General features: G+C 73.6%; 16 protein-coding genes and 4 pseudogenes. 12 read left to right on the top strand and 8 right to left on the bottom strand.

The window, feature by feature from the left end; translation table 11 throughout:
* Positions 1-36 precede the first annotated feature (36 nt).
* From MF408_RS03735 to MF408_RS03700, 8 genes and pseudogenes are all read left to right on the top strand, one after another.
* A pseudogene (locus MF408_RS03735) lies at positions 37-1,144 on the top strand (GuaB3 family IMP dehydrogenase-related protein).
* On the top strand, positions 1,141-1,947 hold the full coding sequence (locus tag MF408_RS03730) for a carbon-nitrogen hydrolase family protein (RefSeq protein ID WP_240250317.1): 807 nt from the start codon (positions 1,141-1,143) through the stop codon (positions 1,945-1,947). The pseudogene MF408_RS03735 and the gene MF408_RS03730 overlap by 4 nt, the downstream one beginning before the upstream one ends.
* A 72-nt stretch (positions 1,948-2,019) precedes the next feature.
* A complete protein-coding gene (locus MF408_RS03725; RefSeq protein ID WP_240250316.1) occupies positions 2,020-3,432 on the top strand; it encodes a DHA2 family efflux MFS transporter permease subunit in 1,413 nt (470 codons plus the stop codon).
* A 61-nt stretch (positions 3,433-3,493) separates the two neighbouring features.
* Entirely contained in the window at positions 3,494-5,119 is a 1,626-nt protein-coding gene (locus tag MF408_RS03720) for a succinic semialdehyde dehydrogenase (protein WP_240250315.1), read from the top strand.
* Positions 5,119-6,851 (top strand): annotated as a pseudogene (locus tag MF408_RS03715) (GMC family oxidoreductase). The gene MF408_RS03720 and the pseudogene MF408_RS03715 overlap by 1 nt, the downstream one beginning before the upstream one ends.
* A 237-nt stretch (positions 6,852-7,088) precedes the next feature.
* A complete protein-coding gene (gene guaA, locus MF408_RS03710) occupies positions 7,089-8,675 on the top strand; it encodes a glutamine-hydrolyzing GMP synthase (protein WP_240250314.1) in 1,587 nt (528 codons plus the stop codon).
* Positions 8,676-8,713: 38 nt separating this feature from the next.
* A complete protein-coding gene (locus MF408_RS03705) occupies positions 8,714-10,714 on the top strand; it encodes an MEDS domain-containing protein (RefSeq protein ID WP_240250313.1) in 2,001 nt (666 codons plus the stop codon).
* A gap of 40 nt (positions 10,715-10,754) precedes the next feature.
* Positions 10,755-11,561, top strand: a pseudogene (locus MF408_RS03700) (endonuclease/exonuclease/phosphatase family protein); the annotation flags it as partial.
* Positions 11,562-11,776: 215 nt separating this feature from the next.
* On the opposite strand, the gene MF408_RS03695 reads toward MF408_RS03700, so the two are convergent.
* Together MF408_RS03695 and MF408_RS03690 are read right to left on the bottom strand one after the other, a co-directional pair.
* Complete coding sequence (locus MF408_RS03695) at positions 11,777-11,923, bottom strand: GPGG-motif small membrane protein (protein WP_240251628.1); 147 nt, start codon at positions 11,921-11,923, stop codon at positions 11,777-11,779.
* A 112-nt stretch (positions 11,924-12,035) separates the two neighbouring features.
* A complete protein-coding gene (locus MF408_RS03690) occupies positions 12,036-12,284 on the bottom strand; it encodes a DUF5709 domain-containing protein (protein WP_240250312.1) in 249 nt (82 codons plus the stop codon).
* A 450-nt stretch (positions 12,285-12,734) separates the two neighbouring features.
* Here MF408_RS03690 and MF408_RS03685 point away from each other — a divergent pair, with 450 nt between their 5' ends.
* The 4 genes from MF408_RS03685 to MF408_RS03660 all read left to right on the top strand — a co-directional run bounded on the left by MF408_RS03685 (position 12,735) and on the right by MF408_RS03660 (position 16,922).
* Entirely contained in the window at positions 12,735-13,109 is a 375-nt protein-coding gene (locus tag MF408_RS03685; protein ID WP_240250311.1) for a pyridoxamine 5'-phosphate oxidase family protein, read from the top strand.
* 47 nt (positions 13,110-13,156) lie between these two features.
* The gene (locus MF408_RS26555; protein WP_345893838.1) at positions 13,157-14,533 is read left to right on the top strand and encodes an FGGY family carbohydrate kinase; all 1,377 of its coding nucleotides are present in this window, start codon (positions 13,157-13,159) and stop codon (positions 14,531-14,533) included.
* A gap of 38 nt (positions 14,534-14,571) precedes the next feature.
* Entirely contained in the window at positions 14,572-15,741 is a 1,170-nt protein-coding gene (xylA, locus tag MF408_RS03665; protein WP_240250310.1) for a xylose isomerase, read from the top strand.
* 416 nt (positions 15,742-16,157) lie between these two features.
* On the top strand, positions 16,158-16,922 hold the full coding sequence (locus MF408_RS03660; protein ID WP_240250309.1) for an ROK family protein: 765 nt from the start codon (positions 16,158-16,160) through the stop codon (positions 16,920-16,922).
* A gap of 278 nt (positions 16,923-17,200) precedes the next feature.
* Here MF408_RS03660 and MF408_RS03655 read toward each other — a convergent pair whose 3' ends face one another.
* The 6 genes and pseudogenes from MF408_RS03655 to MF408_RS03635 form a co-directional block, all read right to left on the bottom strand.
* Positions 17,201-18,424: an ROK family transcriptional regulator gene (locus tag MF408_RS03655; RefSeq protein WP_240250308.1), complete on the bottom strand. Its 1,224-nt coding sequence runs from the start codon at positions 18,422-18,424 to the stop codon at positions 17,201-17,203.
* A 3-nt stretch (positions 18,425-18,427) separates the two neighbouring features.
* Positions 18,428-19,291, bottom strand: coding sequence for a hypothetical protein (locus MF408_RS03650; protein WP_275693430.1), 864 nt, complete (start codon positions 19,289-19,291; stop codon positions 18,428-18,430).
* Between the two features lie 423 nt (positions 19,292-19,714).
* Positions 19,715-20,098 carry an ATP-binding cassette domain-containing protein gene (locus MF408_RS24870; protein ID WP_275693332.1) on the bottom strand — a complete coding sequence of 128 codons (384 nt, stop codon included), beginning with the start codon at positions 20,096-20,098 and terminating at the stop codon, positions 19,715-19,717.
* 91 nt (positions 20,099-20,189) lie between these two features.
* Positions 20,190-20,501: pseudogene (locus MF408_RS24865) on the bottom strand (ATP-binding cassette domain-containing protein); the annotation flags it as partial.
* Positions 20,502-20,575: 74 nt separating this feature from the next.
* Positions 20,576-21,676, bottom strand: coding sequence for a substrate-binding domain-containing protein (locus tag MF408_RS03640; protein ID WP_240251624.1), 1,101 nt, complete (start codon positions 21,674-21,676; stop codon positions 20,576-20,578).
* Positions 21,677-21,881: 205 nt separating this feature from the next.
* Complete coding sequence (locus MF408_RS03635) at positions 21,882-22,595, bottom strand: hypothetical protein (RefSeq protein ID WP_240250306.1); 714 nt, start codon at positions 22,593-22,595, stop codon at positions 21,882-21,884.
* Positions 22,596-22,629: the final 34 nt, after the last annotated feature.

The following is a 22,629-nucleotide window of genomic DNA, read 5'->3' as shown; positions in this document are numbered from 1 at the left end:
GGTGGGGGAGCGGCGCGGCGCGGATAGGCTGGAGCGGTGACCGACATCGAGATCGGCCGGGCCAAGCGTGGCCGGCGCGCGTACTCCTTCGACGACATCGCGATCGTGCCCTCGCGGCGCACGCGCGACCCCGAGGAGGTCAGCGTCGACTGGCAGATCGACGCCTACCGGTTCTCGCTGCCGATCCTCGCCGCCCCCGATGGACTCGGTGATGTCGCCGTCGACGGCCATCGCGTTCGGGCGCTACGGCGGCCTCGGCGTCCTCAACCTCGAGGGCCTCTGGACGCGGTACGACGACCCCGAGCCGTTGCTGGAGGAGGTCGCCGGCCTCGAGGGCGAGGAGGCGACCCGCCGGCTGCAGCAGATGTACACCGCACCGATCCGCCCCGAGCTGATCACCGAGCGGCTGCGCCAGGTCCGGGAGTCGGGCGTGACGGTCGCCGGGTCGCTGTCGCCGCAGCGCACGAAGGAGTTCGCGAAGACCGTCACCGACGCCGGCGTCGACCTCTTTCGTTATCCGAGGCACGACGGTCTCCGCCGAGCACGTGAGCAGCCAGGCGGAGCCGCTCAACCTCAAGGAGTTCATCTACGAGCTCGACGTCCCGGTGATCGTGGGCGGCTGCGCCACCCACCAGGCGGCGCTGCACCTGATGCGCACCGGTGCGGCGGGTGTGCTCGTCGGCTTCGGTGGCGGCGCGGCCCACACGACCCGCACGGTCCTCGGCGTGGCCGTGCCGATGGCGTCCGCGGTCGCCGACGTCGCCGCCGCGCGGCGCGACTACCTCGACGAGTCCGGCGGCCGCTACGTCCACGTGATCGCCGACGGCTCGATCGGCAAGAGCGGCGACCTCGCCAAGGCGATCGCCTGCGGGGCGGACGCGGTGATGGTCGGCTCGCCGTTCGCCCGCGCCACCGACGCGCCGGGGCGCGGCTTCCACTGGGGGCCGAGGCACACCACCAGCACCTGCCGCGCGGGCAGCGGGTGCAGTTCGAGCAGATCGGGACGATCGAGGAGATCCTGTTCGGTCCCTCCCGCGTCGCCGACGGCACCATGAACCTCGTCGGCGCGCTGAAGCGGTCGATGGCCACCACCGGCTACACCGAGCTCAAGGAGTTCCAGCGGGTCGAGGTCGTCGTCGAGTGACCGGTGGGCCGCTGCTGGTCGCGGCCGGGCAGGCCGCGTCGGTCGCGGGCGACCTCGCCGGCAACGCGCTGACCGCGGCGCGGCTGACCCGTCTCGCCGGGTCGCAGGGCGTCGCGCTGCTGGTGCTGCCCGAGGCGTTCCTCACCGGCTACGACGAGGCGGTCTTCGCCGGTCCGCTGCCGTCGGTGACCGACCTCGACGCGCCGGCGCTCGACCCGCTGCGGGAGGCCAGCGCCGGCTCCGGCACGGTGGTGGTCGTCGGCGCCGCCCTCCAGCGGGAGGACCGGCGGACGCTGAGCTCGGTGGTCGTGCGGCCCGACGGCCGCGTGGACGCGCCGTACGACAAGCAGCACCTCGACGGCGCCGAGAAGCAGCACTTCGCCGTCGGCGACCACGGCGCGTCGCTCGCGGTCGGCGGGCACGAGCTGGGGCTGTCGATCTGCTACGACGGCTGCTTCCCCGAGCACGCCCGCGCGGCCGCCGCCGACGGCGCCCTCGGCTACCTCAGCTCGATCGCCTACTTCCCCGGCGGCGCCCACCGCCGCGACCTCTACTACGCCGCGCGCGCCCTCGACAACGGCTTCTACGTGGTCGTCTCCGGGCTGACCGGCCGTTGCGGGTCGAGCTCCTTCATCGGCGGCTCGGCGGTCTACGACCCCGAGGGCCGGCCGCTGGCCCGCCTCGACGAGGAGGAGGGCATCGCGATCGCCGAGCTCGACCCCGAGCTGGTCGCCGAGACCCGTGCTCGCCACACGATGCACGGCGACCACCGCGCGGACCTCGGCCCGCGGGTGCGGGTCTGAGCCGGCCGGCGGAATAACCCGCGCGGCGCCGGGGCTGCGGCTGTCATGGAGCCGGGTGTCGAGGCGCTGAGGATGGGCACGCCGCGAGGCCGGTGGGTCCTGCTCGCGACCGTCCTCGGCTCCGGGCTGGCCATGCTCGACGCCACGGTGGTCAACGTCGCCCTCGAGCGCATCGGGAACGACCTCGGCGCCGGCTTCGCCGGTCTGCAGTGGACGATCAACGGCTACGCCCTCACGCTCGCGGCGCTGATCCTCCTCGGCGGCTCGCTCGGCGACCGGTTCGGCCGGCGGCGGGTCTTCCTCGTGGGCGTGGTCTGGTTCGCCGCGGCGTCGATGCTCTGCGCGCTGGCCCCCGACATCGGCACCCTGGTCGCCGCCCGGGCCCTGCAGGGCGTCGGCGGCGCCCTGCTCACCCCGGGGAGCCTGGCGATCATCTCCTCCTCCTTCCACCGCGACGACCGGGCGGCGGCCGTCGGCGCCTGGGCCGGGCTGGGCGGGGTGGCCGGGGCGGTCGGGCCGTTCGTCGGCGGCGGCCTGGTCGAGATCGGCTGGCAGCTGGTCTTCCTCGTCAACGTGCCGCTGGCCGCCCTGATCGTGGTGGTGACGGTGCGTCACGTCCCCGAGAGCCGGGATCCCGACGCGGTGCCGCGGCTCGACGTGCCGGGCACCGTCATCGCGGTGGTCGGCCTCGGCCTGCTGACCTACGGCCTGACGGCCGCCGGCGACGACGGGTTCACGGGCCTCGTGGTGCCGTTGCTGGTGCTGGGCGCGGCGGCCCTGGTCGCGTTCGTCCGGGTCGAGCAGCGGTCGCCGAGCCCGCTGGTGCCGACCAGCCTCTTCCGCGACGCGCAGTTCAGCGCCACCAACGCGGTCACCCTCCTGGCCTACGCCGCGCTCGGCGTCCTGTTCGTCCTGGTCGTCCTCCAGCTCCAGGTCGTGGCGGACCGGTCGCCGCTGGTGGCCGGGACCGCGATCCTGCCGGTGACCGTCATCATGCTTCTCCTCTCACCGCGGGCGGGCGCACTGGCCCAGCGGATCGGGCCCCGGCTCCCGATGGCCGCCGGGCTCCTCGTCGCGGCGGCGGGCGTGCTGTGGCTGGCCGCGATCGACGCCGGCGCCGCGTTCGTGGCGGACGTGCTCCTCCCGTCCGCCGTCGTCGGCGCCGGCCTGACCCTGATGGTCGCGCCGCTGACCGCGACGGTCCTGGCCTCCGCGCCCGAGCGCTACGCAGGCACCGCCTCGGGCGTCAACAACGCGGTCGCCCGGACCGCCGGCCTGCTCGCGGTCGCGGTGGTGCCGGCCGCGGCGGGGATCGGCGGGGCCGACTACACCGACCCGGACGCGTTCAGCGCCGGCTACGTGCGCGGGATGCTGATCTGCGCGGGGCTGCTCGCTGCCGCCGCCGTGCTGTCGGCGGTGGCGGTCCGCCGTCCGCTCACCGTGCCGCCGCCGTCCGGCCGCTTGACAGGCGAGCCGGGTGTGTAAAGGAGCACACTTGCTACCGGGCGGTAGGCACCGGTGACGGCGCTCACCTAGGCTCGGCGCCATGAGCGCTTCGAACCCCGCCTCGGGTGCCGGCGGTCCCCTCGTCGACGGGCCGCACGACCCCGAGCACGACCCGCGGGCGTCGTACGTCCTGGAGCCGGCGTACGTCGCCAGCCTGACCAGCCGGATCGTCGCGACGACCGGCCGCACGGTGCCGCTGAGCTCGCCCCTCGACGGGGCGCCGCTCGCGCAGGTGCCGCAGTCGGGCCCCGCCGACGTCGAGGAGGCGTTCCGCCGGGCCCGGGCCGCGCAGGCCTCGTGGGCGCGGACCCCGCTCGCGGAGCGCTCGGCGGCGATGCTGCGGTTCCACGACCTGGTGCTCGACCGGCTGCCGGAGATCCTCGACCTGATCGGGCTCGAGTCCGGCAAGGCGCGCAAGCACGCCTACGACGAGGCGGCGCACACCGCCCTCACCGCGCGCTACTACGCCCGCACCGCCCACCGGCACCTCGACACCGAGCGGCGGCCGGGCGTGCTGCCCGTGCTGACCCGGATCGACGTCAACCGGGTCCCCAAGGGCGTAGTCGGCATCATCTCGCCCTGGAACTACCCGTTCACGATGGCGATCTCCGACGGCCTCCCGGCGCTGATGGCGGGCAACGCCGTCGTCGCCAAGCCGGACGCCCAGACCGTGCTCACCGCCCTGCTCGGCGTCCAGCTGCTCGAGGAGGCCGGCTTCCCGCGAGACCTGTGGCAGGTCCTCGCCGGCCCCGGACGCGAGCTCGGCACCCCCATGATCGAGCGGTCCGACTACGTCTGCTTCACCGGCTCCACCGCGACCGGCAGGATCATCGCCCGGCAGTGCGCCGAGCGCCTGATCGGCTGCTCGCTCGAGCTCGGCGGCAAGAACCCGCTCCTCGTCCTGCGCGACGCCGACGTCGAGAAGGCCGCCGAGGGCGCCGTCCGCGCGTCGTTCTCCAACGCCGGTCAGCTCTGCGTCTCCACCGAGCGGCTCTTCGTGGCCGACCAGGTCTACGACCGGTTCGTCGAGCGGTTCGTCGCCCGCACCCAGGCGATGACCCTCGGGGCGACCCTCGACTGGGAGAACGACATGGGGCCGCTGATCTCGGCCGACCAGCTCGAGACCGTCCGCGCCCACGTCGACGACGCGGTGGCCAAGGGCGCCCGGGTGCTGGCCGGGGGACAGGCGCGGCCCGACCTGGCGCCGTACTTCCACGAGCCGACGATCCTCGAGGGCGTCACCCCCGACATGACCTGCTTCGGCGACGAGACGTTCGGGCCGGTCGTGTCTCTCTACCGCTTCCACGACGAGTCCGACGCGATCGAGCGCGCCAACGACGGCGACTACGGGCTCAACGCCGCCATCTACAGCCGCGACGGCGCCCGCGCCCGGGCGATCGCGCGGCGGATCAGGTGCGGCACCGTCAACATCAACGAGGGCTTCGGCGCCACGTTCGGCAGCGTCGACGCCCCGATGGGCGGCATGCGCGAGTCCGGCGCCGGCCGCCGCCAGGGCTCGGAGGGCATCCACCGCTACACCGAGACCCAGGCCGTCGGCACCCAGCGGGTGCTCCGGATCGCGCCCAACCTCGGGATGAAGGCCGAGACGCACGCCCGCCTGATGACGGCCGGGCTGCGGGTGCTCAACAAGCTCGGGCGGGCGTGATGGGGGAGTTCGACTACGACGTCCTCGTCATCGGGTCCGGCTTCGGCGGCTCGGTCAGCGCGCTGCGGCTGACCGAGAAGGGCTACCGCGTCGGCGTGCTGGAGGCCGGCGCGCGGTTCCGCGACGAGGACTTCGCCGAGACGTCGTGGGACCTCAAGCGCTACCTGTTCGCCCCGTCCGCCGGCTGCTACGGCATCCAGCGCATCGACATGGTCAGCGACTGCCTGATCCTGGCCGGCGCCGGCGTCGGGGGTGGCTCGCTGGTCTACGCGAACACGCTCTACGAGCCGCGCGAGCCGTTCTACTCCGACAAGGCATGGGCCCACATCACCGACTGGAAGGCGGAGCTGACGCCGTACTACGACCAGGCCAAGCGGATGCTCGGCGTGGTGGAGTACGCGCGGATGACGCCGTCGGACCAGGTGATGAAGCAGGTCGCCGACGAGATGGGACGCGGCGACACCTTCCACCCGACGCCGGTCGGCGTGTTCTTCGGCGGCCCGGGCGCACAGCCGGGCAGCGAAAACTGGCGACCCCTACTTCGGCGGCGCCGGCCCGCGGCGCAACACCTGCCTGGAGTGCGGCGAGTGCATGACCGGCTGCCGGCACAACGCCAAGAACACGCTCGTGAAGAACTACCTCTACCTCGCCGAGCAGAACGGCGCCGTCGTGCACCCGTTGACGACCGCCACCCGGGTCCGCCCGCTGCCCGGCGGCGGCTACCGGGTCGACGCCCGGTGGACGAAGGCCAAGCTGTCGAGGCTCTCCCGGAAGCCGGGCCGGCGGGCGACGACGTCGTTCACCGCCGAGCACGTCGTCTTCTCCGCCGCCGCGCTCGGCACCCAGAAGCTGCTCCACAAGCTCAAGGTCACCGGCGACCTGCCCGACATTTCCGACCGGCTCGGCCACCTGACCCGCACCAACTCCGAGTCGCTGCTCGGCGCGATGGTGCCGAAGGGCACGCCGATCGACTTCACCGAGGGCGTCGCCATCACCTCGTCCTGGCACCCCCGACGAGGACACCCACATCGAGCCGGTGCGCTACGGCAGGGGCAGCAACGCGATGGCGCTGCTCCAGACCGTCCTGACCGACGGCGACGGCCCGCTGCCGCGGTGGCGCACCTGGATGCGGGAGATGTGGTCGCAGAAGCGGCGGGCGCTGGACTTCTACGACGTCAAGCACTGGTCGGAGCGGGTCGTCATCGCCCTGGTCATGCAGTCGGTGGACAACTCCATCACCACCTTCCCGAAGAAGGTCGCCGGCAAGTGGCTGCTGCTGTCGCGGCAGGGCCACGGCGCGCCGAACCCGACCTGGATCCCGGTCGCCAACGAGGCGGTACGCCGGATGGCCAGGATCATGGGCGGGGAGCCGGGCGGCACGATCGGCGAGCCGTTCAACCGGCCGCTCACCGCCCACTTCATCGGCGGCTGCACGATCGGTGACAGCCCGGAGACCGGCGTCGTCGACCCCTACCAGCGGGTCTACAACTACCCCGGCCTCCACGTCGTCGACGGCTCGACGATCTCGGCGAACCTCGGCGTCAACCCGTCGCTGACGATCACCGCGCAGGCGGAGCGGGCGATGGCGATGTGGCCCAACAAGGGCGAGCCGGACCCGCGGCCGCCGCTGGGGTCGCCGTACCGCCGGATCGAGCCGGTCGCCCCGGCCGCGCCGGTGGTGCCCGACGACGCGCCCGCGGCGCTGCGGCTGCCGATCGTCGAGGTCGGCTGACCGGGTCGGCCGACCCGGGGCCCTCGCAGAAAACCTGCCGAGAATGCCGGAACCCGCGTAACCCCTTCCGCAGGCCCTCGTTGACCGAACGAGCCCGGAGATTCACGCTCCCTCCCGAAGCCCGGGCTCGGTCCAGGCACTGTCCAGCAGCTGCGTGGACGACCAGAGCCCGGCCACCCTCCCTCCCCGGCCGGGCTCTGGTGTTTTTCCCGGCGCCGGGGTCGATAGGATCCGGGCATGACGGCGCCCGCCCCGCTTCAGCACGACCTGGTCCTGGTGGTCGACTTCGGCGCGCAGTACGCCCAGCTGATCGCGCGACGGGTGCGCGAGGCCCGGGTCTACTCCGAGATCGTGCCGCACCACATGCCGGTCGAGGAGATGCTCGCCAAAGAGCCGAAGGCGATCATCCTCTCCGGCGGCCCGTCGTCGGTCTACGCCGAGGGCGCGCCCGGGATCGACACCGCGATCTTCGACGCCGGGCCGGCTGTCTTCGGCATGTGCTACGGCTTCCAGCTGATGGCGCAGGGGCTCGGGGGCGAGGTCGCGGCGACCGGCGTCCGCGAGTACGGCCGCACCCCGGTGACGGTCGCCGACCCAGGGACGCTCCTCGCGGAGATGCCCGGCGAGCACACGGTGTGGATGTCCCACGGCGACTCGGTGACGGCAGCGCCGGACGGCTTCCAGGTGCTCGCCTCCACGCCGGGCACGCCGGTCGCGGCGTTCGAGGCGCCCGACCGCCGGATGGCCGGGGTGCAGTGGCACCCGGAGGTGCTCCACTCCGAGCACGGGCAGCAGGTGCTCGAGCACTTCCTGCACAAGATCGCCGGCTGCCGCCCCACCTGGACGATGGTCAACATCGTCGAGGAGCAGATCGAGAAGATCCGCGACCAGATCGGCGACCGGGGGCAGGCGATCTGCGCGCTGTCCGGCGGCGTCGACTCCGCCGTGGCGGCCGCGATCGTGCAGCGCGCGATCGGCGACCGGCTGACCTGCGTCTACGTCGACCACGGCCTGATGCGCAAGGGCGAGACCGAGCAGATCGAGCGCGACTTCGTCGCGGCCACCGGCGCCGACCTCAAGGTCGTCGACGCCGAGAAGCAGTTCCTCGAGGCGCTCGCCGGGGTGACCGACCCGGAGGAGAAGCGGAAGATCATCGGCCGGGAGTTCATCCGCACCTTCGAGGCGGCCGAGGCGGAGGTGCTGGCCGGCGCCGTCGCGGAGCAGGATGAGCAGGTCGCCTTCCTCGTGCAGGGCACGCTCTACCCCGACGTCGTCGAGTCGGGCGGGGGAGCCGGTGCCTCCAACATCAAGTCCCACCACAACGTCGGCGGCCTGCCCGAGGACCTCCGGTTCGAGCTGGTCGAGCCGCTCCGGACGTTGTTCAAGGACGAGGTCCGGCTGGTCGGCGAGCAGCTCGGCCTGCCGCCGGAGATCGTGTGGCGGCACCCGTTCCCGGGCCCCGGCCTCGGCATCCGGATCATCGGCGAGGTCACCCGCGAGCGGCTCGACATCCTGCGCGAGGCCGACGCGATCGCCCGTGAGGAGCTCACCCGCGCCGGCCTCGACCGCGACATCTGGCAGTTCCCGGTCGTCCTCCTCGCCGACGTCCGCTCCGTCGGCGTTCAGGGCGACGGCCGCACCTACGGCCACCCCGTCGTCCTGCGACCGGTCACGTCGGAGGACGCGATGACCGCCGACTGGGCGCGACTGCCCTACGACGTGCTCGAGCGGATCTCGACCCGGATCACCAACGAGGTCGCCGAGGTCAACCGGGTCACCGTCGACATCACCTCCAAGCCGCCGGGCACGATCGAGTGGGAGTGAGGTCGCACGCCGGGGGCACCGCGTCCTAGGGTGACGGGATGAACGTCGCCGCCACCGCCGAGGTCGCCCACGACGTCCTGTTCGCCCGGAGCGAGGACGAGGTCACCGACGTCGCAGGCGGCCGGCTGGCCGCGGCGCTGACGGGCGGGTCCGCCGCCGTCGTGATCGCCACGCCGGAGCACCAGCACACGATCGCCGAGCGGATCGCCGCGGGCGGCGTCGACCCGGAGGCCGCCGCCCGGCACGGGGCGCTGGTCAGCCTCGACGCCGCGGAGACCCTCGACCAGATGACACCGGACGGCCGGTTCGACCCCGCCGCCTTCTCCGACGTCGTCGGCTCGGTCGTGCGGGGCGCCCGTCGCGAGCGGTCGGTGCACGCGTTCGGCGAGATGGTGGCGCTGCTGTGGTACGACGACCGGCCCCACGAGGCGGTCGAGCTGGAGTCGGCGTGGGACGCGCTGGTGCGCGAGACCTCGTCGTCGCTGCTGTGCGCCTACCCGGCGGAGCTCGTCGACGACGTCGAGCGCTCCGGTGAGCTCGCCGCGGTCTGCGGGATGCACTCGGCGGTGCTCGCCGACGCGCCCTTCGAGCGATCGTGGCGCCTCGACGCCGACCAGGACACCGCCTCGCGCGCCCGCCGGCTCTGCGGCAACGTGCTGCGCGTCCGGGGAGTCGAGGAGGACGCCTTCTACTCCACCCAGAGTGTCGTGACCGAGCTGGTGGCCAACGCGCTCGCACACGCCGGGTCGCCGGTCGACCTCACCGTCCTCGTCGATGCCGCCCAGGTGCGGGTGCGGGTCGGCGACGACCGGGCCGAGGCGCCGGTGCTGCTCGTCGACAGACCCGGTCTGCGGCCCGGACGCGGTCTCCAGGCTCGTGGACGAGCTGGCCCGCGACTGGGGCGTCGACCGGTCCGCCGACGCGAAGGTCGTGTGGGCGGAGGTGGCCCGGTGAGCGCGGCGCCGGAGCTCGACCCGGTCCACGCCGCGCTCGCCAGCGGCGGCCACGTCTGCCTCGTCGTCGACGACGAGGCCGCCTACGACGAGCTCGCGGCCGGGTTCCTGCGCCACGACCGCGCGGCGCGGGAGAAGCACGTCGTCGTCGGGCCGTTCGGCAGCGGGGCACGCAGGCCGGCATCGACCGCCGGCCACGTGATCGACCCCTACGACGACCTGCTCGGCCGGGGTGCGCTGCAGCCCGGCCGGCTCATCGCCCGGCTCCGGGACGACGCGGCGGCGGCCGCCGCCGACGGCTACCGCCGGCTCCGCGTCGTCGCCGACCTCGACTGGCTGCTCCCGACCTCGCCGACCCTCGAGGAGATCGTGGCGCTGGAGGTGCTCCTCGGGCGGGCCGTGGCCGACCTCGACGCCACCGTCCTCTGCGCCTACCGCCGCCGGTCGTTCGGGCCCGACGTGCTGCGGGCCGTGGCGTCGCTGCACACCGCCTTCGCCGGTGGTGTGCCACCGTCCTTCACCCTGGTCGCGGGCGACGACGCCGGCTGGGTGCTCTCCGGCGAGGTCGACTTCGAGTGCGCCCCCGTGCTGGCCGCGGCGCTGCGGGCGACGGCCGGCGACCCCTGGGTGGTCGACGTCGGGGGCCTGCTGTTCGCCGACGTCGCGGGCATGCGGGCGATCGCGACGGTGGCCACGGAGGTGGGCTCCGACCTCGAGCTGCGCGGCGCGCCCCGCGGCTGCGGCGGCTGTGGGAGGTGGCCGGGTTCGACCGGTCGGCGCCGGGCGTGCGGTTCCGCGACCTGCCGCGGGGCTGACGCGCGCCGACGGTTCACCCGCTCTTCACCGCCGGTGGTGGCGACGTGGGGACCCGGCCTAGTGTCGGACGGACCCGTCGCCGTTGACCGGAGCCCGCCATGCGCCGTCGTACGACCGTCGCCACCGCCCTGCTCTCCGTCGCGCTCGCCGCGGGCGCGCTGGTCGCGACCCCCGCGCCGGGGACGGCGGGGCCGCGCCACGACCGGGTCACCCACCCGGTCCGGTTCGCGACGTTCAACGCCTCCCTCAACCGGGGCGCCGCCGGCCTAGCTGGTGGCCGACCTGTCGACACGCGGGGAACGAGCAGGCGCGCAACGTCGCCGAGACCATCCAGCGGGCCGACCCCGACGTCGTGCTCGTCAACGAGTTCGACCACGACCCCGAGGCCGTCGACCTGTTCCGCGACAACTACCTCGAGGTGGGTCAGCGGGGCGCCGACCCGGTCCGGTACCCGTACGCCTTCGTCGCGCCCTCGAACACGGGGATCCCGAGCGGCCACGACCTCAACAACGACGGCAGCGTCGGCGGCGGCGACGACGCGTTCGGCTTCGGGCTGTTCCCCGGCCAGTACGGGATGGTCGTCTACTCCAAGTACCCGATCCTCACCCGGCACGTGCGCACCTTCCAGCGCTTCCGGTGGAGGGACATGCCCGGTGCGCTGCTGTCGGACGACCCCGCGACGGCGCGTCCCGCGGACTGGTACTCCCGGGCCGAGAAGGCCGTCGTGCGGCTCTCCTCCAAGTCGCACTGGGACGTGCCGGTCCTCGTCGGCAGGCGGGTCGTGCACTTCCTCGTCTCCCACCCGACGCCACCGACCTTCGACGGTCCGGAGGACCGCAACGGCCGCCGCAACCACGACGAGATCAGGTTCTGGGCCGACTACGTCCGGGGCGGGCGGCACGCCGCCTACATCTACGACGACCGTGGGCGGCGCGGCGGCCTGCCGCGGGGCGCGACGTTCGTGGTCGCGGGCGACCAGAACGCCGACCCGCACGACGGTGACTCGGTGGCGTCAGCCATCGAGCAGCTGCTCGACCACCCGCTGGTCGACGACCGGCGGCCGCCCCGGTCGCGGGGGCGCCGTCGAGGCGGCGGCCCTGCAGGGCGGGGCGAACGTCGCCCACGAGGGCGACCCGGCGCACGACACCGCCGACTTCGCGGACGACGCGCCCGGCAACCTCCGGGTCGACTACGTGCTGCCGTCGAGGCGGCGGACCGAGATCGTGCGGTCCGGCGTCTTCTGGCCCACCACCGACCACCCGCTGGTCCGGCTCACCGGGGTCTTCCCGTTCCCGACGTCGGACCACCGGTTGGTGTGGGTGGACCTGCGGATCAGGTGAAGATGCTGACGCCGCCCGGGCCCACCAGGAGGCCGACGACGATCAGGACGATGCCCCACAGGAGCTCGCCGCGGAACAGGCTGAAGATTCCGGAGATCACCAGCACCACGGCCAGGATCCACAGGATGAAAGCAAGCATCGTCCACTCCCTCTCCTCGTGACGGTCCACCTCCGGGCCGTCGGGTGAGCAGTACCCCGGGCCCGCCGCCCGCAGACGCCGGGCGTCGTGGGTGGGGCGGGCCCGCGGGCCGCTAGAGCCGCTCGTCGCCCTCCTCGGGCACGACGTGCACGGCCGCCTCCTCGGCGCTCGCGGCGGCGCCGTCGATGCCGACGTCGCGGGCGAGGAGGTCCGACTCGGTGTCCTCGGTGCCGCCCTGGTCCGGCTCCACGAGCCGACCGGCCCGCTGGTCGCCGACCTCGCCGTCGCTGTCGCTCGCCTCGGCGTCGGGGGCGGCCTCCGCCTCGGCGTACGGGTCGGGCTCCGGCTGCTCCTGCTGCAACCGCTGGTCGAGCGTCTCGCCGAGCTCCTCCTCCAGGGGCGTGTTGCCGTAGCCCTGGGCGGCGGAGTACCGCTCCGGCGGCGAGTAGGGCCCCGCTCGGCCTCGTCGACCTCGTCGTCGAGCATGAAGTCCTCGGCGGCCGGCTGGTCCTCGTCGTCGACGCTGTAGTCGCCGTAGGTCTCGCTGGGGTCCGGGCCGGTGTCGTTGCCTGTCGTCATGGCGGGGGCGATACCCCCTGCCGCACCCGCCAGACGCCTCCGCCCACCGAGTGCGGGCGCCGGTATCGGCGCGTCGGCCGGGGGTACCGCACGACGTCTCCGAGCAACTGCCGACGAGGGAGGAGCGACCGACCCATGACCGCCGAGAAGGACAAGCTGGTCGAGCTGATGAAGGACATGCCGATCGGCATGATGACCACCTACGGGCCCGAGGAGCCGCGCAGCTTTCCCGATGGCGCGCCAGGAGGTGGAGCCGGACGCGGAGCTGTGGTTCATCACCGCTCGCGACACGCGCCACGCCGCGGCGCTCGCTGCCGAGCCGCGGGTCTCGGTGACCTTCTCCGCCCGGGACTCGTGGGTGGCGATGACCGGCCGGGCCGAGCTGGTCGACGACCGCGGCAAGCTCGAGGAGCTGTGGAACACGTTCGCCGAGGCGTGGATGCCCGAGGGACCGGACGACCCGAACGCCGTGCTGCTCCTGCTCCGGGTGGAGGAGGCGGAGTACTGGGACACCCCGGGCGGCAAGGTGGCCTCGCTCGTCAGCTTCGCCAAGACCAAGCTGACCGGTGACACCTTCGACGCCGACCACGGCGAGGTGAACCTCTGAGCCGGCCCCATTGACTTAGTTCGAGACTCGTACTAAATACTGGGGGGATGGCCCTCGTCCTCGGTGTCGACTCCTCGACGCAGTCCACGAAAGCCGTCCTGGTCGACGCCGACGACGGCACCGTCGTCGACCAGCGGACGGCGCCGCACCCACCCGGCACGGAGGTCGACCCCCGCGCCTGGCTGACCGCGTTCGACACCGCCACCGCCGGGCTGCTGGAGCGCGCCGGCGCCGTCGCGGTCGGAGGCCAGCAGCACGGCCTCGTCGCCCTCGACGCCGACGGCACGCCGGTGCGGGACGCGCTGCTGTGGAACGACACCCGGAGCGCGTCCGCCGCGGTGCAGCTGATCGAGGAGATGGGCGGCCCCGAGGCCTGCGCCGCGGCCGTCGGCAGCGTGCTCGTCGCGTCGTTCACCTCCACCAAGCTCCGCTGGCTGCGCGACCACGAGCCCGACCACGCCGCCCGCGTCGCGGAGGTGCTCCTCCCGCACGACTACGTCTCGCGGCACGCGAGCGCCCCCGGCACCCCCCGCCTTCACCGACCGCGGCGACGCCTCCGGCACCGGCTACTTCGGGACCCCCGACGGCGCCTGGCGGCCGGACCTCGCCGAGCTCGCGCTCGGCCACGAGCCCGCGCTCCCCACCGTGGTGGGCCCCGGATCCGTCGCCGCCGCGACCCCCGGCGGAGCCGTCGTGGCCGCCGGCACGGGCGACAACATGGGCGCCGCCCTCGGGCTCGACCTGCGACCCGGCGACGTACTGGTCTCCATCGGCACCTCCGGCGTCGCGTCGACGGTCAGCACCCGACCGATGACCGACGGCACCGGGACCGTCACCGGATTCGCCGACGCGCGCGGCGGCTTCCTGCCGATGGTGACGACGATGAACGCCGCCGGGATCCTCGACCTGCAGGCGCGGTGGCTCGGCGTCGACCACACCGAGCTGGCCACGCTCGCCCTGCAGGCGCCGCCGGGGGCGAACGGGGTCACCCTGCTGCCGTACTACGGCGGCGAGCGCACCCCCAACCGGCCCGACGCCGTCGGGACCTGGACCGGCCTCACCCCCGCACCACCCGCGCCGACCTCGCGCGCGCGGCGTTCGAGGCGATGCTCTGCGCCCTTGCCGACGCCGTCGACGCCCTTCTGGCCGCGACGGGGGAGGAGCCGCGCCGGGTGCTGCTCGTCGGCGGCGCCACCCGCAGCCCGGCCGTCCGCGCCCTCGCGCCGGCTGTGCTCGGCCGCCCCGTCCTGCTGCCTCCCACCGGCGAGTACGTCGCCCGCGGGGCGGCCCGCCAGGCGGCCTGGGCGCTCGCCGGCTCCGCCGAGCCGCCGGCCTGGCCGCTCGGCGACACCGAGACGCTCACCGCCGAGCCCGCGCCCGGCGTACGGGCCCGGTACGCCGAGCTTCGCGACCGTTTCGCCTGACCGTCCGCCTGACCCCCACCGCCACCGAGAGGCCGCCCATGACGATCGACATCCCGAAGCCCACCCCCGCCGACAAGTTCTCCTTCGGGCTGTGGACCGTCGGGTGGCAGGCCCGCGACCCGTTCGGCGACGCCACCCGGGCCGAGCTCGACCTCGTCCACTCGCTCGAGCAGCTCGCCGGGCTCGGCGCCTACGGCGTGAACTTCCACGACGACGACGTGATCCCGTTCGGCGCCGACGACGCCACCCGGGACGCGATCATCGCCCGCTTCAAGCAGGGGCTGGCCGACACCGGCCTGGTCGTCACCACCGCGACCACGAACCTGTTCACCCACCCGGTCTTCAAGGACGGCGGCCTCACCTCCAACAGCCGCGACGTGCGCCGCTTCGCGATCCGCAAGGTGATGCGCAACATCGACCTCGCCGCCGAGCTCGGCGCCCGGGTCTACGTCGCCTGGGGCGGCCGCGAGGGAGCGGAGTTCCAGGGCACCAAGGACGTCGCCGCCGCGCTCGACCGCTACCAGGAGGCGTTCAACGTCCTGGGGGAGTACGTCGTCGACCAGGGCTACGACCTGCGGTTCGCGATCGAGCCGAAGCCCAACGAGCCCCGCGGCGACATCCTGCTGCCGACGGTGGGGCACGCGCTGGCGTTCATCGAGACCCTCGACCGGCCCGAGCTCGTCGGCGTCAACCCGGAGATCGGGCACGAGGAGATGGCCGGCCTCAACGCCGCCGCCGGCTACGCCCAGGCGCTCTGGCACGGCAAGCTCTTCCACATCGACCTCAACGGGCAGAACGGCCCGCGCTACGACCAGGACCTCCGGTTCGGCGCCGGCAACGTCCGCGGCGCGTTCTGGGTGGTCGACACGTTGCTCGCCGGCGGCTACGACGGGCCGGTGCACTTCGACTACAAACCGATCCGGCCCGAGACCGAGACCGGCGTGTGGGTCTCGGCGAAGGCGTGCATGGACAACTACCTGATCCTCCGGGAGAAGGTGAAGGCCTACCGCGCCGACCCCGAGGTGCAGCAGGCCCTGGTCGACGCCGCGCTCCCCGAGCTGGCGCAGCCCACGCTGGCCGACGGCGAGGGCTGGCGCGAGCTGCTGGAGTGGGAGCTGCCCGACCCCGAGGTGCTCGCCGCCCGCGAGGTCGCGATGGAGCGCCTCGACCAGCTCGCCCTGGAGCACCTCTACGGCGTCCGTGGCTGAGCCCGCCGGGTCGGAGTCGCTGCGCCGGAGGAACGCGGCGACCGTGCTCCGCTCGTTGCGGAGCGACGGCCCGGCGACCCGGGCCGAGCTCGCGGGCCGCACCGGCCTCGCCAAGGCCACGGTCGGCACGATCGTCGCGGGCCTCGAGGAGGCGGGCGCGGTCACCGAGCAGGAGCAGGTCCGCAGCGGTGACCGCGGGCGCCCCGGCCGGCGGCTCAGCCTGGCCGGCGGGCGGCCGGTGGGCGTCGGGCTCGAGGCGAACGTCGAGTACGTCGCCGCCGTCCTCGTCGACCTCGCCGGCGACGTCCGGCACCGCGTGACCCGCGAGGTCGCCGACGTGTCCGGCGTCGAGCAGGCCCTCGAGCGGCTGGCGGCGGAGGTGGCCTCCCCACGTCCGGGACGCCGGCCTCACCGCGGTGGGCGCCACGGTCGCCGTACCCGGGCTGATCGACGGCGACGACCGCACCATCGCCTGGACCCCCAACCTCGACGTCACGGGCGGCGGCGTGGCCGCCGCGGTGGACGCGGCGTTCGGCTGGTCCCGGCGGGCGTGCGTCAGCAACGACGCGGACTGCGCGGCGCTGGCCGAGCTCCGCTACGGCGCGGGGCGCGGCGCCGACCACCTGCTCTACCTGACCGGCACCGTCGGCATCGGTGCGGGACTGGTCGAGGACGGCCGGCTGATCCGCGGCGCCCACGGCTTCGCGGGGGAGGTCGGCCACCTCCCGTTGGGCGAGGAGGGTGCGCGGTGCGGTTGTGGCCGCACCGGCTGCTGGGAGGCGTCGATCGGGCTGCACGCGCTGCTCGACGCGGTCGGGATGCCGGAGCTCGCGACCCCCGAGCGCACCGCCGCCGCGATCGCCGGCCGGGCGGCCGCCGACGACCGGGTGCGGGCCGCCGTCGAGGAGATCGGCGGCCGCCTGGGCCGCGGCCTGGCCGTCCTCACCGGCGTCCTCGACCCCGGTGTCGTCGTGCTCGGCGGCTACTTCGGCCCGCTCGCCGACCTGGTGCTCGCGCCCGCCTGCAACGCGCTCGCCGCATCGCTCGCGACCAGTGCCCGCGCCCGCCCCGACCTCCGCGTCGGCGCCCTCGGCACCGAGTCCGCCGCGCTCGGCGCCGCCGAACGCGCCCTCAGCGCCGTCTTCGACGGCCGCGTCGGCCTCGGCTTCGGCCTCTCCTGACCGCCGACCCGGCGCATCTCCGCACCTGAGAAGCACCGACCCGGCGCATTCCGGCAGCTGAGAAGCGCCGACCCGGCTCGTTCCTGCACCTGAGAAGCGCCGACCCGGCGCATCTCCGCAGGCGTTCGGTGCGGAGATGGGCCGGGTCGGGCCGTTGGGCGTGCGGAGATGAGCCGGGTCGGGGCGTTGGGCGTGCGGAGATGGGCCGGGTCGGCCCGTTGGGCGTGCGGAGATGAGCCGGGTCGGGGCGTTGGGCCTGCGGAGATGCGCCGGGTCGGTCAGCCGGCGACCCGCGCGCCCGCGTCGACCACGCCGGCCGCGACGCTGGCGACGGGGTCGACGAAGACCGGCTCGAGCGCGATCTCCGCCGCGCCGAGGAGCACGGAGTCGGTGCCGAGGCCGGGCACGGTGAGCCGCACCGACTCCAGGTTGGGCGCCATCGCCCGTTCGGCGAGCCCCTTGCCGACCTCCACCGAGAACAGCCGGTGGAGCGGCCGGAAGTACCCGCCGAGGATGATCAGGCTCGGGTTGTAGGCGTTCACGACCGCGGCGAGGCCGCGGCCGATGTTGGCGGCGATCGGGCGCAGGGCCGCGGGCGGTACGTCGTGCTCGTCGAGCGCCTCGCCGAGCCGCACCGCCTCCTCGGGAGGCAGGTCGATCGCGGCGGCGATCGCGTGCGCGCCGACGACGGTCTCCCAGCAGCCGCGGCTGCCGCAGTGGCAGGGCTTGCCGCCCGGGTCGAAGCCCAGGTGGCCGACCTCGCCGGCGTGCCCGCCGGCACCCTGCAGCCGCACGCCACCGGTGATGACGCCCGCGCCGACACCGACGTTGCCGGAGACGTAGACCAGGTCATCGACGCCGACACCGGCGCCGCGGTTGTGCTCGGCGAGCGCGCCGAGGTCGGCGTCGTTGGCGAGCCGCACGGGGACGTCGAGGTCGAGGGCGGCGAGGAGGACCGACCCGAACGAGACGTCGCGCCAACCGAGGTTCGGGGCCTGGCGCACCAGCCCGTCGCTGCGCCGGACCAGGCCGGGAACGCTGATGCCGATGCCGAGCAGCACCGCGTCCTCGGGGGCCCACGACACGACGTGCCGGACGAGCGACGCGACCGTCGCGCCGACCTGCCACGCCTCGGTCTCGGTGCAGATCGCGGCCTGGGCCCGCTCCCACACCTGGCCGCCGAGGCCCACCCGCGCGACGACCGCCCGGTCGACGCCGAGGTCGACGGCGACGACGTACGGCCCGCTGCCGGCGATCCGCACCCCCGCCGACGGCCGCCCAGCGGTACGCCGTCCGGCCGCGGGCAGCGCGTGCTCGATCAGGCCGAGCTCCTCGAGGGCGCCGACCAGGTCGCCGATCGTGCTCCGGTTGAGGCCCATCCGGCTGGTCAGCTCGGCGCGGGAGATCTCCCCGTGCTGGTGGACGTGGCGCAGCAGGGTCCCGAGGTTGTGCCGGCGGACGGCCTCCTGGTTGGTGCCGGTGCCGCCGGAGCGGCCGGACATCGGCTAGACCCCGCTGGAGGAGCGGCGTCGACGGGAGATGGCGTCGACCGATGCCGCGAGCAGCAGCACCACGCCGGTGACCGCGAAGTTGATCTCGCTGCCCTGGTCGAGCAGGCCCAGGCCGTTGGGGATCGTCGCGATCACGAAACCGCCGATGACGCCGTCGATCACCCGTCCACGGCCGCCGAAGAGGCTGGTGCCGCCGATGACCGCGGCTCCGACGGCGTAGAGCAGCTCGTTGCCGGCGCCGTCGCCCGTGGACACGCCACCGGTGTCGGCGGCGGCGAGCAGGCCCGAGACCGCGGCCATGCTGGAGCCGATCACGAACGCCGCGATCTTGATCCGCACCACCTTGATGCCGGCCCGGCGCGCCGCCTCCTCGTTGCCGCCGATGGCGTAGAGGTGCCGCCCGAAGCGGGTGCTGCGCAGCACGAACGTCCAGAGCAGGAGCAGCACGACGACGATCGGCACCACCCACGGGACGCCCTCGATCGGGAACGCGGGGCTGCGACCGCGGTTGGTGCTCAGCACTGCGGTGAGCCCCAGCACCACCGCGGCCACCACGGCGACCTGGAGCAGCACCAGCGCGATCGGCTTGTGGGCGAGGCCCCGTCGCACCTGGCTGCGATGGCGGAGCAGCTGGAGGGCGGCGTACCCGACGGTGATGGCCACGGCTGCTATCCAGCCGACCGCGACCGGGACGTTCTTGATCGCCATGTCGCGCAGCACGCCGCGGATGGCGAGGTCGCCGCCGTTGCCGAGGATGACCAGCCCGACCGCCTGGAGGCCCAGGAAGAACGCGAGCGTCACGACGAAGGACGGGATGTCGAGCATCGAGACCAGCACGCCGACGACGACACCGACCAGTGCGCCGAAGCCGAGGGGCGGCCAACACGGCCACCCACCACGGGAACCCCTGGTCCGCGATCGCCCAGGCGGCGATCGTCGCCGCGGCGCCGCCGGTGACGCCGGCCGACAGGTCGATCTGACCGATCAGCAGCACGAACACCAGGCCCATGGCCAGCACGCAGATCGCGGCAGCCTGGGTGAGCAGGTTGGCCAGGTTGATGCGGGTCATGAAGGTGCCGCTGTCGTCGACGACGGCGAAGACCACGAAGATCACCACGAGGCCGAGGACGGCCGGGAGGGAGCCCATGTTCCCGCCGCGGAGCCGCTGGAGGTAGTCGCGGACGGCCTCGCGGAGGGAGGCCGCGTGCCGGTCGTCGAGGGAGAAGGCGGAGTCCTCGTCGACCGGTCCGGGGGTCGGTGCGCAGCGTCATCGTCGCCTCCTCAGATCGTTGCCGTCGCGACGTCGCTGATGCCGAGGTCGCCCGAGCGGCCGGCTGTGATCAGCTCGACGACCTGGCTGTGGCTCACGTCGCCGATCGCGACGTCGGCGGCGACCCGGCCGAGGTAGAGCGCGGTGATCCGGTCGGCCACCTCGAAGACGTCGTTGAGGTTGTGGGAGATCAGCACCACGCCGATGCCGCGGTCGGCCAGCCGTCGGACGAGGTCGAGCACCTGTCGCGTCTGGGCCACGCCGAGGGCGGCCGTCGGCTCGTCGAGGAGGACGACCCGCGAGTCCCACAGCACCGCCTTGGCGATCGCCACCGTCTGCCGTTGACCGCCGGACAGGCTGGCGACCGGCTGCCGCACCGACTTCACCGTGCGCACCGAGAGCGAGGCGAGCGTCTCCCCGCGCGCGCTTCTCCATGGTCAGCTCGTCGAGGACGACGCCCCGCCGCGGCTCGCGGCCCAGGAACATGTTCTGGACCACGTCGAGGTTGTCGCAGAGCGCGAGGTCCTGGTAGACGACCTCGACGCCGAGCCGGGCGACGTCGCGAGGCCCGTGGACCGCGACCGGGGAGCCGTCGAAGAGGTACTCGCCGCTGTCGCGGCCGTAGATGCCGGCGATCACCTTGATCAGCGTGGACTTGCCGGCGCCGTTGTCACCGACCAGGGCGGTGACCTGGCCGGGACGTACGGCGAAGTCGACGTCGTGCAGCACGTGCACCACGCCGAAGCTCTTGTTGACGCCGCGCAGCTCGAGCAGTGGTGCGGCCTGGTTGTCGGACATCGGTTCTCTCCCCGGGACGGTCGAGCGGGGTGCCCGCGCCCAGCGGCGCGGGCACCCCATGGCGGGTGGCGCGGCTACGGCTGGGTGACGCCGGCCTCTTCGCACATGGCGGCGTACTCACCGCTGCAGACGTCGTCGTAGGTGACGCCGCCGTCCTCGAACACGGCCCCGATCTCCTCGGCGATGTTGTCGGCGGTGATCGACACCGGCTCGAGCAGGATGGCCGGCACGTCGCGGCCGGCCTCGGTGTCCTCGACGGTGCCGGTGGTCTCTGGCTCGTCACCGTTGGCGAGGGCGATCGCTGCCTCGGCGAGCGCCTGGGCCTCCTGCGTCGCGGACTTGAACACCGTCATGCACTGACGTCCGGCGAGGATGTTCTGCAGGCCCTGCACCGTCGCGTCCTGCCCGGTCACCGGGACCTCTCCTGCGCGACCGTCCTCCTCGAGCACGCCGATCGCCGACGCCGCGAGGGTGTCGTTGGCGGCCAGGACGCCGTCGACGTTGCCGCGGTTGCGGGTGTAGAGCTGCTCGAAGATCGTGCTGGCCTCGCCGCCGTCCCAGCCGGGGACGGCCTGCTCGCCGACGACCTGGTAGTTGGTCATCGGGTCGAGCACGTTGTGGGCGCCCTGGGCGAACGACGTCGCGTTGCTGTCGTCGGGCGAGCCGTTGAGGTAGACGATGTTCTGCTGGCCGTCACCGAGGCAGCCCGCGAGCCCCTCGCCCTGCAGCTCGCCGACCCGGACGTTGTCGTAGGAGATGTAGGCCTCGGCCGAGCCGCCGAGGGTCAGCCGGTCGTAGTCGAGGGTGACGACGCCCTGGGCCGCGGCCTCCTCGTGGATGGCGGCGCCCGACGCGTCGCTCAGGTTGACGATCGCGAGAACGGCGACACCGCTGGCGATCATCTGGTCGGCGATCTGCGCCATCCGCTCCCGGTCGCCCTCGGCGTTCTGGATGGTGGCCTCCATGCCGGCCTCGTCGAACGCTGCCTCCAGCGCCGGCCGGTCGGCGCTCTCCCAGCGCACCGACGACTCGGTGTCGGGGAGGATGATCCCCACCGAGGGACCGCCGCCGTCCCCGCCGCTCCCGCCGCCGCCGCCATTGTCGTCGTCCCCACATGCCGTGAGGGAGAGGGCGAGCCCCAACCCCGCCGCGATGATCACGCCCTGCCTGCGCATCACGCCAACCGCCTCCTCAGCGATCTCGGTGCCCGGTCCGCTCCTGCCGACGGCTGGGAGCCGTCCGGGCGATATGTTGTTCCGGACAACATATGGAGTGACCGAGGTCACGTAAAGAGGTGTTCGTCAGTTTTGCCGGGCCGTGACCCGGCCGTGATCAACCGGCGCGCCGGATCAGCGGGTGCGCCTCCGGTACGCCGGTTGGTCACTTCACCCGGACGTTGACCTTGCCGGTGAAGTTGTCCGACGCCCGGCCGGTGTGGACCCGGACGATGATCCGCCCGGTGAAGTACATGCCGGTCCGGGAGGGAGCGATCTCCTCCTCGAAGTGGACCGGGGTGCCGCTGTTGTACTGGTGGAGGGTCTGGCGGCTCGGGCCCTCGGTGGACACGGTGTGGCCGACCCGGTTGGTCCCGCAGTTGTAGTGCGGCGTCGCCTGGACGCTCCACGGGTAGCCGACCCCGATGTCGACCGAGATGCCGCAGGAGGACTGGAACCAGCCCTGCCTCATCGTCGCCTTGACCCGCCACCGCGAGGTGCTGTCGCACCCGGCGCCCAGGATCGGCCAGCCCGTCACGTGGATCGACGGGTTGCGGACCTTGACCCGCCAGGTCTTGGTGTTGGGGTCGGGGTCCCCGCTGGGGATGTCGTAGGTGTAGCGCCACTTCGTGACGAGCTTGCCGCTGACCTCGATGAAGGCGCACTTGCGGAGCTTGGTCGAGCGCATCACCCAGTTCTTGCGGTAGGTGAAGGTCTTGGAGTGCCACGGGTTGGTCCCGCCGCGCTCGACGTGCTCGCGCGCGCCGTCGACGGCCGATGCCGGGCCCGGCAGTGCGGTGCCGGGTGAGAGAAGGGTGCACGCGAGCACAAGGACGGCTGCGAGCGCCACGACGCCCCGTCCCATCGACCGCACGACCATGTCTGCCTCCTGAGATGGGGGGAAGGTGGCGGGA

The sequence above is a fragment of the Nocardioides sp. TF02-7 genome (genome assembly GCF_022437945.1).
Classification (GTDB): Bacteria; Actinomycetota; Actinomycetes; order Propionibacteriales; family Nocardioidaceae; genus Nocardioides.
This window is presented reverse-complemented; position numbering and strand designations above follow the sequence as displayed.